General features: G+C 69.3%; 14 protein-coding genes. 13 read left to right on the top strand and 1 reads right to left on the bottom strand.

Features of this window, described 5'->3' with window-relative positions:
* The first annotated feature begins 140 nt into the window (after positions 1-140).
* The 4 genes from MJ605_RS09045 to recO all read left to right on the top strand — a co-directional run bounded on the left by MJ605_RS09045 (position 141) and on the right by recO (position 3,049).
* Positions 141-521: a DUF4845 domain-containing protein gene (locus MJ605_RS09045; protein ID WP_243041093.1), complete on the top strand. Its 381-nt coding sequence runs from the start codon at positions 141-143 to the stop codon at positions 519-521.
* Between the two features lie 15 nt (positions 522-536).
* Positions 537-1,193: a ribonuclease III gene (rnc, locus tag MJ605_RS09050; protein WP_243041094.1), complete on the top strand. Its 657-nt coding sequence runs from the start codon at positions 537-539 to the stop codon at positions 1,191-1,193.
* A gap of 130 nt (positions 1,194-1,323) precedes the next feature.
* Positions 1,324-2,262 carry a GTPase Era gene (gene era, locus MJ605_RS09055; RefSeq protein WP_243041095.1) on the top strand — a complete coding sequence of 313 codons (939 nt, stop codon included), beginning with the start codon at positions 1,324-1,326 and terminating at the stop codon, positions 2,260-2,262.
* A gap of 76 nt (positions 2,263-2,338) precedes the next feature.
* A complete protein-coding gene (recO, locus tag MJ605_RS09060) occupies positions 2,339-3,049 on the top strand; it encodes a DNA repair protein RecO (protein WP_243041096.1) in 711 nt (236 codons plus the stop codon).
* On the opposite strand, the gene MJ605_RS09065 is transcribed toward recO, so the two are convergent.
* Positions 3,046-3,798 (bottom strand): response regulator, encoded by a 753-nt coding sequence (locus tag MJ605_RS09065; protein ID WP_243041098.1) that lies wholly within the window; start codon positions 3,796-3,798, stop codon positions 3,046-3,048. The genes recO and MJ605_RS09065 overlap by 4 nt on opposite strands.
* A gap of 44 nt (positions 3,799-3,842) precedes the next feature.
* On the opposite strand from MJ605_RS09065, the gene MJ605_RS09070 reads away from it, so the two are divergent.
* From MJ605_RS09070 to MJ605_RS09110, 9 genes are all read left to right on the top strand, one after another.
* Positions 3,843-5,864 carry a translocation/assembly module TamB domain-containing protein gene (locus tag MJ605_RS09070; protein ID WP_243041099.1) on the top strand — a complete coding sequence of 674 codons (2,022 nt, stop codon included), beginning with the start codon at positions 3,843-3,845 and terminating at the stop codon, positions 5,862-5,864.
* 41 nt (positions 5,865-5,905) lie between these two features.
* Positions 5,906-6,508 carry a YdbL family probable chaperone protein gene (locus MJ605_RS09075; protein WP_243041101.1) on the top strand — a complete coding sequence of 201 codons (603 nt, stop codon included), beginning with the start codon at positions 5,906-5,908 and terminating at the stop codon, positions 6,506-6,508.
* A gap of 71 nt (positions 6,509-6,579) precedes the next feature.
* On the top strand, positions 6,580-7,893 hold the full coding sequence (rlmD, locus tag MJ605_RS09080; RefSeq protein ID WP_243041103.1) for a 23S rRNA (uracil(1939)-C(5))-methyltransferase RlmD: 1,314 nt from the start codon (positions 6,580-6,582) through the stop codon (positions 7,891-7,893).
* Positions 7,894-7,980: 87 nt separating this feature from the next.
* On the top strand, positions 7,981-8,508 hold the full coding sequence (locus tag MJ605_RS09085) for a CYTH domain-containing protein (RefSeq protein ID WP_243041104.1): 528 nt from the start codon (positions 7,981-7,983) through the stop codon (positions 8,506-8,508).
* Entirely contained in the window at positions 8,502-9,524 is a 1,023-nt protein-coding gene (nagZ, locus tag MJ605_RS09090; RefSeq protein WP_243041106.1) for a beta-N-acetylhexosaminidase, read from the top strand. The genes MJ605_RS09085 and nagZ overlap by 7 nt, the downstream gene beginning before the upstream one ends.
* Complete coding sequence (locus tag MJ605_RS09095; protein ID WP_243041107.1) at positions 9,521-10,069, top strand: hypoxanthine-guanine phosphoribosyltransferase; 549 nt, start codon at positions 9,521-9,523, stop codon at positions 10,067-10,069. Before nagZ ends, MJ605_RS09095 begins: the two co-directional genes overlap by 4 nt.
* Before the next feature lie 31 nt (positions 10,070-10,100).
* Positions 10,101-10,859, top strand: a complete 759-nt coding sequence (locus MJ605_RS09100; protein WP_243041109.1) for an S-methyl-5'-thioinosine phosphorylase — start codon at positions 10,101-10,103, stop codon at positions 10,857-10,859.
* A gap of 162 nt (positions 10,860-11,021) precedes the next feature.
* Positions 11,022-11,228, top strand: a complete 207-nt coding sequence (locus MJ605_RS09105) for a cold-shock protein (protein WP_019465945.1) — start codon at positions 11,022-11,024, stop codon at positions 11,226-11,228.
* A 105-nt stretch (positions 11,229-11,333) separates the two neighbouring features.
* Positions 11,334-12,353, top strand: coding sequence for a glycosylasparaginase (locus MJ605_RS09110; RefSeq protein ID WP_243041110.1), 1,020 nt, complete (start codon positions 11,334-11,336; stop codon positions 12,351-12,353).

The following is a 12,353-nucleotide window of genomic DNA, read 5'->3' on the forward strand; positions in this document are numbered from 1 at the left end:
AAGCGTGACGCGGGTTGATCTGCTCACGGTGACGGATGGAGCGCTTCCGGCGACAATGCGCCGGAGGCCGGGCGGTCCCCATGCGGGACGCCGGGCCGGATCGGAACGGCGTCGTCGCGGTACGGCATAGCGAGGGGACTATGAAATCGAAGCAGTCGGGCATCACCCTGATCGGGTTCCTGTTCATTTTGGTCGTGGTCGGATTCTTCGGCTTCATGGCGATGAAGCTGGTGCCGTCCTATACGGAGTTCATGGGCGTGGACAAGGCCATGAACCAGGTGGCCAGCAGCGGGGTGGAAGGCAAGTCGCTGGACGATATCCGTCGCGACCTGATGTTCAAGCTGGGCTTCCAGTACGTGGACGATGCCACCATCAAGCCCAAGGACATCACCATCACCCGCGACAACGGCGCCGCGCAGCTCAACGTGAGCTACGACAAGCGCATTCCCTTCATGTACAACATCGACTTCCTGCTTCACTTCGAGAAGAGCGTGGCCTTGCAGGGCAATGTCGGCGGCTAAGCACAGGCACAGGATTTGACCAGGCTCACCTACCGTTTCCGTGATCCCGCGCTCGCGCAACTGGCGCTGACCCATCGCAGCGCAGGACGTCCGAACAACGAGCGCCTGGAATTCCTCGGCGACGCCCTGCTTGGCGTAGTGGTCGCCGAGCTGCTGTACGAGGCCCATCCGAACGCCAGCGAGGGCGAACTGTCGCGCTTGCGGGCCCAACTGGTGAATGGCCAGGCGCTGGCGGCGATCGCGCGCGAGCTGGCGCTGGGCGAGGAGTTGAAGCTGGGTTCCGGCGAGCTCAAGAGCGGCGGTTTCCGGCGTGACTCGATCCTGGCCGATGCCTTCGAGGCGCTGGTCGCGGCGGTCTACCTGGACGCGGGGTTCGCCGAATGCCGCGACGTGGTGCGCGCGCTGTTCGAGCCGCTGGTGGCGGCCATCCCGCGCTCTTCCAAGGATGCCAAGACCCGCCTGCAGGAACTGCTGCAGGCCAAGGGCTGGCCGTTGCCGCACTATGAGCTGATCGACAGCCATGGCGAGGACCACGCCAAGACCTTCGACGTCTCCTGCGAGATCGCCGAACCGGCGCCGATCCGGGCCGAGGGGCGGGGCAGCAGCCGGCGGGCGGCCGAGCAGGATGCCGCCGAGACGGTCCTGCGCCGCCTGCAGGAGTGGCAGGCCTGACATTCCGCCCGGCGGGATACCGAGTCCCGCCCTGGCGCGCCGGATTCCCTGCCGGCACCGCCGACGACATACACTTTCCCCGCCACCCAACCGGCATGCCCGGGGCGGGTACCCGACACAGGCTATCGCCATGAACGACCAAGACGACCTCGACCTCGGCGCTCCTGCCGAGCTTCCCCATGACGACTACCGCTGTGGCACGGTGGCCCTGGCGGGCCGGCCCAACGTGGGCAAGTCGACCCTGTTGAACGCGCTGGTCGGCTTCCGCCTGTCCATCGTCAGCCCGCGCCCGCAGACCACTCGCCATCGCATCCTCGGCATCGCCACCAGCGAAGCGGGCCAGATCATGTACGTGGACACGCCGGGCCTGCACCGGGGCGCCAAGCGGGCGATGAACCGCAGCCTCAACCGCGCCGCTCGCTCGGCGATCAGCGAGGTCGACGTGGCCGTGCAGGTGATCGAGGCCGGGCGCTGGACCGACGAGGACGAGGCGCTGTACGACGCCCTGGTCGAGCAGAAGGTGCCGCGCCTGCTGGTGATAAACAAGGTCGACCTGGCCAAGGACAAGGCCACGATGCTGCCGTTCGTGGCCGAGCTGATGACGCGCCACGCGTTCGATGACGTGTACTACGCCAGCGCGCTCAAGCAGAAGGGCCTGAAGGAACTGGAGCAGGGCATCCTCAAGCGCCTGCCGGTGGCGCCGCCGGTCTACGGCGAGGACGAGGTCACCGACCGCAGCGAACGTTTCCTGGCCGCCGAGATGGTGCGCGAGCAGCTGATGCTGCGGCTGGATCAGGAGCTGCCGTACGCCACCACGGTGGAGATCGAGCAGTTCAAGGACCGCCCGGACGGCGTGGCCGAGATCCACGCGGTGATCTGGGTGGAGCGCGATGGCCAGAAGGCGATCGTGATCGGCAACGGCGGCGCCCAGCTCAAGGCCATCGGCAGCGCCGCGCGCCGCCACATGGAGCGTACCTTCGAGCGCAAGGTGTTCCTGCGCCTGTGGGTCAAGGTGCGCGAGGGCTGGGTCGACGACGAGACCATGCTGAAGAAATTCGGCTATGAATAGCGGGAAGTAGGCGGAGGGCATCGGGCTGCCACGCGTCGACCCTTTGCCATTCACGCCTTACTCTTCATCCCACCCCATGCGCATCGAGCAACAGCCGGCCTACGTCCTGCATTCGCGACCCTACCGCGAGACTTCGCTGCTGCTTGAATGCCTGACCCGCGACTACGGCCGCATTGGCGTGGTGGCGCGGGGCGTCCGGCGTGAACGCTCGCGCCTGCAGCGCGCCCAACTGGAACCCTTCCAACCCCTCCTGCTGGACCTGCTGTTCCGCGGCGAACTGGCCACCTTGCAGGCGGCCGAGGCGGGCGGCGGATCGGGCCGCCTGGTGGGGGATGCGGGCTTGGCCGGGCTCTATCTCAACGAGCTGGTGGTGCGCCTGACCGGCCGCCAGGATCCCCATCCGGAGCTGTACGGGGCCTATGCCCTGGCGCTTCCCCGCCTGGCGGGCCCCGAACCGCTGGCATGGACCCTGAGGCGCTTCGAGCGCGACCTGCTGGAAGCGCTCGGCTATGGCTTGCAACTGGAGAGCGAGGCCGAGTCCGGCGAACCGCTGGATGCCGGCGGGTCCTACCGCTACCACGTCGAGCAGGGGCCTTCGCCGTGCCGGCCGGGAACCGCGCATGCCCTGCGCGGCAGCGACCTGTTGGCGCTGGCGCAGGACCGCATGCCCGACGCGGCGGGCCTGTCTGCCTTGCGCAGCATGATGCGCGAGGTCATCCGCTTCCATCTCGGTGGCGGCGAGCTGCGCGCCTGGCATGTGCTGGGCGCGGCGATGTCCCGCCGCTAGGCCGCTCGCGCCTCCAGGGCCTCGATGGTGGCCAGCAATGCCCCGCGGAAGCGGGACAGCGGCGCCAGCGAGCCGGAGTGCCCCAGCCTGAGGTGGCGCTGCAACCGCGTGGCCTGTGCCGCTAGCGCGGTGGCGCCGCAGAATCCGCAGGACGAGCGCAGGCGGTGCAGCCGTCCGGCAAAAGCTTCGGGGTCGTCGCGCAGGGTATCCAGATCCTGATAGAGGCTGGCCAGTTCGGCGCGCAGCAGGGCGCGCATGGCTTTCACCACGTCGGCATCCCCCATGGTGGCGATGGCCTGCGCGTCGTCGAGCAACGGCATGGCCGTGGTGCCGGCCTGCACCAGGGTGAGGATGCGCCGCAGGTCCGCCACGCTGCAGGGCTTGTGCAACACCTCGCTGAATTCGGCCGACAGCAGGCGCTGCCGTTCCGGCGCATCCATGTCGGCGCTGGTGGCTACCGCGGTGCAATCGCTGGAACAGGCGGCCGGGTCCTGCCGCAGGGCGGCCAGCACGTCCTCCGCGCCGGCGCCGGGCATGCGGCAATCCAGCAGCAGTAGGTCGAACGGCTGGCGGCGGGCCAGGGCGATCGCGGTGGTGCCGTCGTGGCAGGCCTCGGCCTCGAGGCCGAGGCTGCGCAGCGCCTCGACCAGGAACAGGCGGCTGGCGGGGTCGTCGTCGGCCACCAGGGCACGCATGGTTTCAGGGGCGCCGGAGGCGCCCGCGGGGTCGCTGGCGGGCGTGTTGAACATGACCAGTCCGTGTCGTTCAGCTGAGTTTGGCAGAATGGCGCGTCATGCGTTCCACATCAAGCTACCTGCTGCTCACTCTCGGCATCCTGCTTTGGATGGGCGCGACCTGGCCTGCGCGGGCGGATATCGCGATGGGCGCCAAGGCCATGGAGGTGCCGGGGCTCAAGCTGCAGGACGTGCAGGCCCAGGTCGGCGAGGACGGGCAGGGCGGCCTGCGGTTGAGCCTGCGCGCGGCCAGGGCCGACGTGCCCGACATGGGCTGGAAGCGGGTCGGGGTGGAGCTTGCCGGCGTGCTGCAACGGGACTCGCACATGCGCTGGCTGTTCGACGGCACCGCGCAGCTGATCGGTGCCCCGGGTGGCGCGCTGAGCAATGCCAGCGTATCGATGGTGGTGGATCCGGCGGCCAATACGCTGGAGATCGACCTGAGCCAGGGACAGGCCCAGGCCAGTACGGCCCTGCCGCTGGACCAGCCCACCCATGCCCAGATCAGCCTCAAGGGCGTGCCGGCGCTGTGGCTGCAGGGCCTGCTGGGCACGGCCTGGTCCGGGCGGGCCACGGCGGGCAAGCTCGATGCGGACATGGCGCTGGACCTGGCGGACGAGGGCGTGCAGGCCTCGGGCCAGTTCGCCCTCACCGCTGCCGGCTTCGACACGCCCGGCGGCACCCTGGCCGGGCAGGCCGTCAATGCCAATGGGCGCCTGAACATCGACACCACGGCCAGTCCCTCGCGCATCGACCTGGATGCCAGCCTGCACGGCGGCGAGCTGCTGCTGGGCCCCATCTTCGCCCGCCTGCCCGACCATGCCGTGCAATTGAGCCTGTCGGCGGCCACCCACAACGGCGCAGTGGACATCAACCGCCTGCGCGTGGCCGATGCCGATGCGTTGCAGTTCGATGGCGCCATGGCCTTCAACGCCAAGGGCGAATGGCAGAAGCTCAAGCTGGACCGGCTGCAATCCCATTTCCCGGCGGCCTACCAGCGCTATGGCCAGGCCTGGCTGGCCACCCTGGGCCTGCGCGACATGCGCGTGGACGGCCAGATCTCGGGCAGCCTGGACATGGATGCCGGCGGCCTGCGCAGCTTCGCCTTCGAGACCGATGGCCTGGACCTGGCCGATAGCGAGGGCCGGCTGGCCGTGAAGGGGCTGCGCGGCGGGCTGGATTGGGCGCTGGACGGCGAGCGTCCGGCCACCAGCCTGGCCTGGCAAGGGCTGCAGGTGCGTCGCCTGGTGTATGGCGGCGCGCAATCGCATTGGCAGAGCCGGAGTGGCGCCCTGCTGCTGCAGCGTCCGCTGGACGTTCCCGTGCTCAATGGCCATGCCCGTGTGGCGGATGCCGAATGGCGGCCCGCCGCGGCGAAGGGGCGGCGGCTGTCGGGTTCGCTGGCTTTCACCGGCATCGACATGGCGGCCTTCTCGCGGGCCATGGGCTGGCCGGAGTTCCCGGGCACGCTGGGTGGCGCGATTCCGGGGTTGCACTGGATCGATGATCGTATCGAACTGGATGGCGGGCTCACGGTGAACGTGTTCGACGGGTTCGTCGACGTCACCCGGATGAGCGTGCAGGATCCGTTCGGAGCCAGCCCGGTGCTCACCGCCGACGTGCAGCTGAACCAACTGGACCTGGCGGCCATGACCGGCGTGTTCGACTTCGGCAACATCACCGGGCGCCTGGATGGCGCCATCGATGAGCTGCGTCTGGTCAACTGGAGTCCGGTGGCCTTCAAGGCCAGCCTGCGTGCCGATGGCGGCGGCCGCATCAGCCAGCGCGCGGTGAACAACCTCACCGCCGTCGGCGGCGGTGGCGTGGCGGCCGGCTTGCAGGGCGCCATGCTGAAACTGTTCAAGACCTTCGGCTACAAGCGCATCGGGCTCAACTGCACGCTGCAGGCTTCGGTCTGCCACATGGGCGGACTGGATGGCGATGCGGACGGCTACACTATCGTCGAAGGCAGCGGTTTGCCGCACTTGCAGGTCATCGGCCACCAGACCCAGGTGGACTGGCCAACCCTGGTGCGCCGCCTGAAAGCCGCCGTTGAAGGCAACGGACCGGAAGTCCACTGAGCACGCCCGCCCGGCGTGAGTCCCCACCGAAGGAGTCGAACATGCGCAAGCTCGTCTATGGATTGCTGACTGCGTTGCTGGTCGCCCTGGTGGGATGCGTCACCATCAATGTCTATTTCCCGGAAGCCGCGGTGCAGAAGGCGGCGGACCAGTTCATCGGCACCGTGATCGACAGCGCGCCTGCCGCGCCGGCCGGCACCGCCGGACCGCCCGCGCCGGCCAGGAAGAAGGGCGGCCAGCCCTCGGCCATGCTGCTGGACCTGCTGATCCCCGCCGCCTATGCGGCCGACGCCCCGGACATCCGCATCCAGACGCCGGCCACCGACGCCATCCACGGGCGCATGCAGGAGCGTTTCCGCACCCTGGCGCCGCTGTTCGACAGCGGCGTCGTCGGGTTCACCCAGGACGGCCTGGTGGCCGTGCGCGATGCGGCCAAGGTGCCGCTGGGCCAGCGCGCCGGCGTCAATGCCGCCGTGGCCGACGAGAACCGCGACCGCAACGCGCTCTACCGCGAGGTGGCCAATGCCAACAATCACCCGGAGTGGGAGGCGCAGATCCGCGCGACCTTTGCCCGGGGCTGGATCGAGCGAGCCCGCCCAGGCTGGTATTATCGGGACCCTTCGGGCGCCTGGAAGCAGAAGTAAGCCGCGCCGCCCCTTTCCACCCGATTGCCGCGCCCGGGTCCCCACGGCCCGGGCGCGCCTGTTTCGAGACCATGAAAGAACTCCAAGCCACCATCACCGACCTCGGCCATGACGGCAAGGGCGTCGCCCGCATCGACGGCAAGGCCGTGTTCGTCAGTGGCGCGTTGCTGGGCGAGGAAGTGACGCTGCGCATCCGCAAGCGCCACCGCCACTACGACGAAGCCGAGGTGGCGGAACTGCTGAGCCGCTCGCCGCATCGCGTGGAACCGCGCTGCCGCCATTTCGGCCAGTGCGGCGGCTGCTCGCTGCAGCACCTGGACGCGGCCGCGCAGATCGAGATGAAGCAGCGCGTGCTGAAGGACAACTTCGAGCGCATCGGCAAGGTCGAGCCCGCCGCCTGGCTGCCGCCGCTGACCGACCAGCCGTGGGGCTACCGCCGCAAGGGGCGACTGTCGGTGCGCGCGGTGGCCAAGAAGGGGCGGGTACTGGTGGGCTTCCGCGAGGAGAGCAACCCGCGCTTCGTGGCGGACATCAGTCAGTGCGAGGTGGTGCACCCGGCGCTGGGGCCGAAGATCGGTCTGCTGGCCGAGCTGGTCGGCGGCATGGACGCGTCGAGCGAGATCCCGCAGATCGAGTTCGCCGCCGGCGACGATACCGTGGCCCTGGTGTTCCGCCACATGTCGCCGCTGAGCGAGCGCGATCGCGCCGTGCTGCTGGCCTTCGGCCAGCAGCACGGCTTCGCCATCTACCTGCAGCCGGGCGGTGTCAGCAGCGTGCATCCGCTGTGGCCGGAGCATCCGCGCCTGGCCTTCCGCATTCCCAGCGGGGATGCCGCGGTGCAGGACGTGGAGCTGGCCTTCCGCCCGCTGGACTTCGTGCAGGTCAATGCCGGCATGAACCAGCGCATGATGGCGCGTGCCATGGAACTGCTCGACCCGCAGCCGGGCGACCGCGTGCTCGACCTGTTCTGCGGCCTGGGCAACTTCACCCTGCCGATCGCCCGCCGCGTGGCCGAGGTGGTGGGCGTGGAAGGCGAGCATGGCCTGGTCGAGCGCGCCGCCGAGAACGCCGCGCGCAACGGCATCGCGAATGCCCGCTTCGAGGTCGCCAACCTGTTCGAGGACCAGCGCCAGGCGCACTGGGCCCGGCTGCCGTGGGACAAGCTGCTGCTCGATCCGCCGCGCGCCGGCGCGGACAAGCTGCTGGAATACCTGCCGCGCAAGGAAACGCAGCGCATGGTGTACGTTTCGTGTCACCCCGGCTCGCTGGCGCGCGATGCCGGCATCCTGGTGCAGAAACATGGATTCCGCTTGAGCGCGGCTGGCGTGATGGATATGTTTCCCCACACCGCGCACGTGGAATCGATCGCGCTGTTCGAACGCTGATGCTTGTGCGGTCATCCACGCATGCGAAGATCGGGAAGCGGCCATCCGTGGCCGCACCAAAGAGCCGTGCCATGGCCGGGAGCCGTCGTGGGTATTGAGATCGAACGCAAATTCCTCCTCGCCGGCGATGGCTGGCGCGAGGCCGCCATGCGCAGCGAGCGCATCGCGCAGGGCTACCTGGTCGGTGCGCAGGCCTTGCGCGACGGCACGGCGCTGTCCTCGGTGCGCGTGCGCCGCACCGGCGAGCGCGCCTGGCTCAACATCAAGTCGGCGCAGCTCGGCATCGAGCGGGCCGAGTTCGAATACCCCATGCCGCTGGCCGACGCCGAGCAGATGCTGGCCACGCTGTGCGATGGCGTGCTGGAGAAGATTCGCCACTACGTCACCGTCGAGGGCGTGCTGTTCGAGGTCGACGAATTCTTCGGCGACAACGCGGGGCTGGTGGTGGCCGAGGTCGAGCTGCCCGCGCCGGATGCGCCGTTCCCGCGGCCATCCTGGTTGGGGCGCGAGGTCAGCCACCTGGCGCGCTACTACAACGTCAACCTGATCGACCATCCCTACCGGCAGTGGACGCGCGAGGAACGCGAGGCCGCCGGGGAGGGCTCGCCATGCTGATGATCGGCCTGGCCGGTACCTCGCTGGCGCCGTCCGAGCATGCCTGGCTGACCGCGCCCGGGGTCTCGGGCGTGGTGCTGTTCTCGCGCAACTTCCAGTCGCGCGGGCAGCTGATGGCGCTGGTGGATGCGATCCGCGAGGCGGGCGGCGAGGACCTGCTGGTCGCGGTGGACCAGGAAGGCGGCCCGGTGCAGCGCTTCCGCGAAGGCTTCACCCGGCTGCCGCCGCTGGCGGCGATCGGCGCGGTGTACGACCGCGATGCCGAGGAAGCGATCCGCCTCGCCGAGGAGCATGCCTGGGTCATGTCCAGCGAGTTGCGCGCCAGCGGCGTGGATTTCAGCTTCGCGCCGGTGGTGGACCTGGCGCGCGGCAACGCGGCGATCGGCACGCGCGCCTTCCACGCCGATCCCGCGGCCGCCGCCGAACTCGCGCAGGCCTACGTGCGCGGCATGCACCTGGGTGGCATGGCCGCGGTGCTCAAGCATTTTCCCGGGCATGGCTCGGTGGCCGTCGACACGCACAAGGCGGCGGCGATCGACCCGCGTCCGCTCGACGCGATCCGCCGCGACGACCTGGTGCCGTTCGTGGAAGGGCTGGCCGCCCATGCCGAGGCGGTGATGGTGGCGCACGTGATCTATCCCGAGGTGGATGCGCAGCCGGCGGGTTTCTCGCGCCGCTGGATCGGCGGCATCCTGCGCGGCGAACTGGGCTTCGATGGCGCGGTCATCAGCGACGACATCAGCATGGCCGCCGCCGGCGCGGCCGGCGGCGTCGCGGCCCGCGTCGCGGCGCACCTCGATGCGGGCTGCGACCTGGTGCTCGCCTGTTTCCCCGAGGTAGTGGAGGAAGCCATCATGGCCGTGCGCGGACGCGCCGCCACGGCGCCCGAACGGCTGGCCGCCCTGCGCGGCGCGGTGGCGTCCACCTGGGACGGATTGACCGACAACCCGCAGCGCGAGCGTTTCATCGCGCGCATCACGGCGCTGGACGCCGCGCAAGGACAGACTCCCGCATGACCGCTGACACCTTTCCGCTGGCCGCCGCCCTGGTCGAGGCCGACCTGCTGTTCGACCGCCCCGCGCTGGAATCGGTGATCGCCGACCTGGGCCGGCGCATCGATGCCGTCCTGGAAGGCGAGCGCGCGGTGTTCCTTACGGTGATGAACGGCGCGCTGATCTTCGCCGGGCAACTGGCCCTGGCCATCCGCACCGACCTCGAGTTCGATTACGTGCATGCCACGCGCTATCGCGGCGCCACCTCCGGCAGCGAGCTGGTGTGGCTGCGCGAACCCGCGGCCGAGCTGGCGGGCCGCACGGTACTGCTGGTCGACGACATTCTCGACGAAGGCCATACCCTGAAGGCGGTGCGCGACGACTGCCTGCGCCGCGGCGCGCGCCGGGTATTCATCGTCAGCCTGTGCACCAAGCGGCACGACCGCGTGGCCGAGGGCATCGCCTCCGACTTCAATGGGGTGGAACTGCCCGACCGCTACGTGTTCGGCTTCGGCATGGACTACCACGAGCAGGGCCGCAACCTGCCGGGCATCTATGCGCTGCGGTGAGCGGCGCCACCGTGACCGACTTTCCCCTCCCATGCAGGAACGACCCGTGACTATCGACCTGGCCGTCATCGGCGGCAGCGGCTTGTACAACTTCCCCGGCTTGGAGAACGCCACCCGCCAGCGTATCGACACGCCGTTCGGCGCCGCCTCCGGCGAGGTGGTGACGGGCGACTTCGCCGGCCGCCGGGTGGCCTTCCTGGCCCGCCATGGCGAAAGCCACACGGTGGCACCGCACCGGGTCAACTACCGCGCCAACCTGTGGGCGCTGCATGCGCTGGGCGCGCGCCGGGTGGTGGGCGTCAACGCGGTGGGCGGCATCCGCGCCGACATGGGGCCGCGCGTGATCGTGGTGCCCGACCAGATCATCGACTACACCCATGGCCGCTACACCAGCTTCTGCGACGTGGAAGGCGCGGAGGTCCGCCACGTTGATTTCAGCGAGCCCTATACCGGGTCGCTGCGACGCCAGCTCATCGCGGCGGCGGGCAGGGCAGGCGTGCCGGTGATCGACGGCGGCTGCTACGGCGCGACCCAGGGTCCCCGCCTGGAGACCCGGGCCGAGATCGCCCGCATGAAGCGCGATGGCTGTGATCTGGTTGGCATGACCGGCATGCCCGAGGCGGTACTGGCCCGCGAGCTGGAGCTGTCCTATGCCTGCCTGGCCCTGGTCGCCAATTTCGCGGCCGGCTGCGGCGACGAGGCGGAGATCAGCATCGAGGAAATCTTCGCCCATCTGGCGGCGGCCACCGCCGAGGTCCCCCGCATCGTTGGCGAGTTGCTCAAAAGCTGAGCAGCGGTTTGGCTTTTGATCGTGCCAAAGCATTTTTCGTATTGCGCTTTGCCACGAAACATGTTGATACTTCGCGCTGTGCCAGGGGCGGCGGACCAAGGGGTCAAGGTGGTTCAGCGCTATACCATGGTGCATCCAGTCCATGATTCAGAGGTTCACGCAATGCGTTTCGGTACGGTCAAGTGGTTCAACGACGCCAAGGGTTTCGGCTTCATCGCGCCCGAGGACGGTGGGGAGGACGTGTTCGTCCACTTTTCGGCGATCAACGCCAAGGGCTTTCGCAGCCTGCAGGAAGGTCAGCGCGTGAAGTTCGAAGTCACCACGGGTCCCAAGGGTGCCCAGGCTTCGGGCGTCGAGATCGCTGGTTGATTTCGGCGGGTCGGCGCAAGCGCCGGTCACCGATGTAGTCGAGCAAACCCCGCGTCGCCAGGCGCGGGGTTTGCTTTTTGGCGCGTTGCATCATGCGGAGTGGCGATGGCAGACCGTAGAGATTTCCTCAAGGCATCCCTGCTGGGCGCCTCGGCCCTGGCGCTGGCCGGCAAGGCCGGTGCGGACACCGCGGGATCAGGCAAGCCGGCAGGCGGCGCGCGCGTGGTGTCCACCTGGGACTTTGGCGTGGCCGCCAACCAGGCGGCATGGGCGGTGCTGGCCCGGGGCGGCCATGCGCTGGACGCGGTGGAGGCCGGCGCGATGGTGCCGGAGGCGGACCTGAAGAACCACAGCGTGGGGCGTGCGGGCTACCCGGACCGCGACGGCCATGTCACCCTGGACGCCAGCATCATGGACGCCGACGGCAGTTGCGGCGCGGTGGCCGCGCTGGAGCACATCGCCCATCCCATCCAGGTGGCGCGCCGGGTGATGGAGCGCACGCCGCACGTGCTGCTGGTGGGCGAGGGCGCGTTGCAGTTCGCGCTGGAGCAGGGCTTCCCCCGCGAGGAGCTGCTCACGCCCGAGTCGGAGCAGGCCTGGAAGGAATGGCTGAAGACCGCGCACTACCAGCCCTCGGCCAACAGCGAGGTGCGCGACTACGGCAAGACCGGCCTGCCCGGTGGCAAGGACAACCACGACACCATCGGCATGCTGGCCATCGATGCCAGCGGGCGACTGGCCGGCGCCTGCACCACCAGCGGCATGGCCTGGAAGATGCGCGGGCGCGTCGGCGACAGTCCCATCATCGGCGCCGGCCTGTACGTGGATGGCGAGGTCGGCGCGGCCACCTCCACCGGCGTGGGCGAGGAAGTGATCCGCAACGCCGGCAGCTTCCTGGTGGTCGAGCTGATGCGCCAGGGCCGCTCGCCGCAGGAGGCTTGCCACGAAGCCGTCATGCGCATCGTGAAGAAGCGGCCGGGCGCGTCGAAGGACCTGCAGGTGGGCTTCCTGGCCATGAATCGCTATGGCGAGGTGGGCGCATTCGCGATCCAGCCCGGGTTCTCCTATGCGGTATGCGATGCGCGCAAGCAGGATGGCCTGTTGCCGGCCAAGAGCGTGTTCTGA

It is taken from the genome of Dyella sedimenti (genome assembly GCF_022760995.1).
GTDB lineage: Bacteria > Pseudomonadota > Gammaproteobacteria > Xanthomonadales > Rhodanobacteraceae > Dyella > Dyella sedimenti.

Bases quoted from the DNA above. Each gene is read 5' to 3' on its own strand.
- MJ605_RS09045 (WP_243041093.1), top strand. From the start codon at position 141: ATGAAATCGAAGCAGTCGGGCATCACCCTGATCGGGTTCCTGTTCATT.
- era (WP_243041095.1), top strand. From the start codon at position 1,324: ATGAACGACCAAGACGACCTCGACCTCGGCGCTCCTGCCGAGCTTCCC.
- recO (WP_243041096.1), top strand. From the start codon at position 2,339: ATGCGCATCGAGCAACAGCCGGCCTACGTCCTGCATTCGCGACCCTAC.
- MJ605_RS09065 (WP_243041098.1), bottom strand. From the start codon at position 3,798: ATGTTCAACACGCCCGCCAGCGACCCCGCGGGCGCCTCCGGCGCCCCT.
- MJ605_RS09070 (WP_243041099.1), top strand. From the start codon at position 3,843: ATGCGTTCCACATCAAGCTACCTGCTGCTCACTCTCGGCATCCTGCTT.
- MJ605_RS09075 (WP_243041101.1), top strand. From the start codon at position 5,906: ATGCGCAAGCTCGTCTATGGATTGCTGACTGCGTTGCTGGTCGCCCTG.
- rlmD (WP_243041103.1), top strand. From the start codon at position 6,580: ATGAAAGAACTCCAAGCCACCATCACCGACCTCGGCCATGACGGCAAG.
- nagZ (WP_243041106.1), top strand. From the start codon at position 8,502: ATGCTGATGATCGGCCTGGCCGGTACCTCGCTGGCGCCGTCCGAGCAT.
- MJ605_RS09095 (WP_243041107.1), top strand. From the start codon at position 9,521: ATGACCGCTGACACCTTTCCGCTGGCCGCCGCCCTGGTCGAGGCCGAC.
- MJ605_RS09100 (WP_243041109.1), top strand. From the start codon at position 10,101: ATGCAGGAACGACCCGTGACTATCGACCTGGCCGTCATCGGCGGCAGC.
- MJ605_RS09105 (WP_019465945.1), top strand. From the start codon at position 11,022: ATGCGTTTCGGTACGGTCAAGTGGTTCAACGACGCCAAGGGTTTCGGC.
- MJ605_RS09110 (WP_243041110.1), top strand. From the start codon at position 11,334: ATGGCAGACCGTAGAGATTTCCTCAAGGCATCCCTGCTGGGCGCCTCG.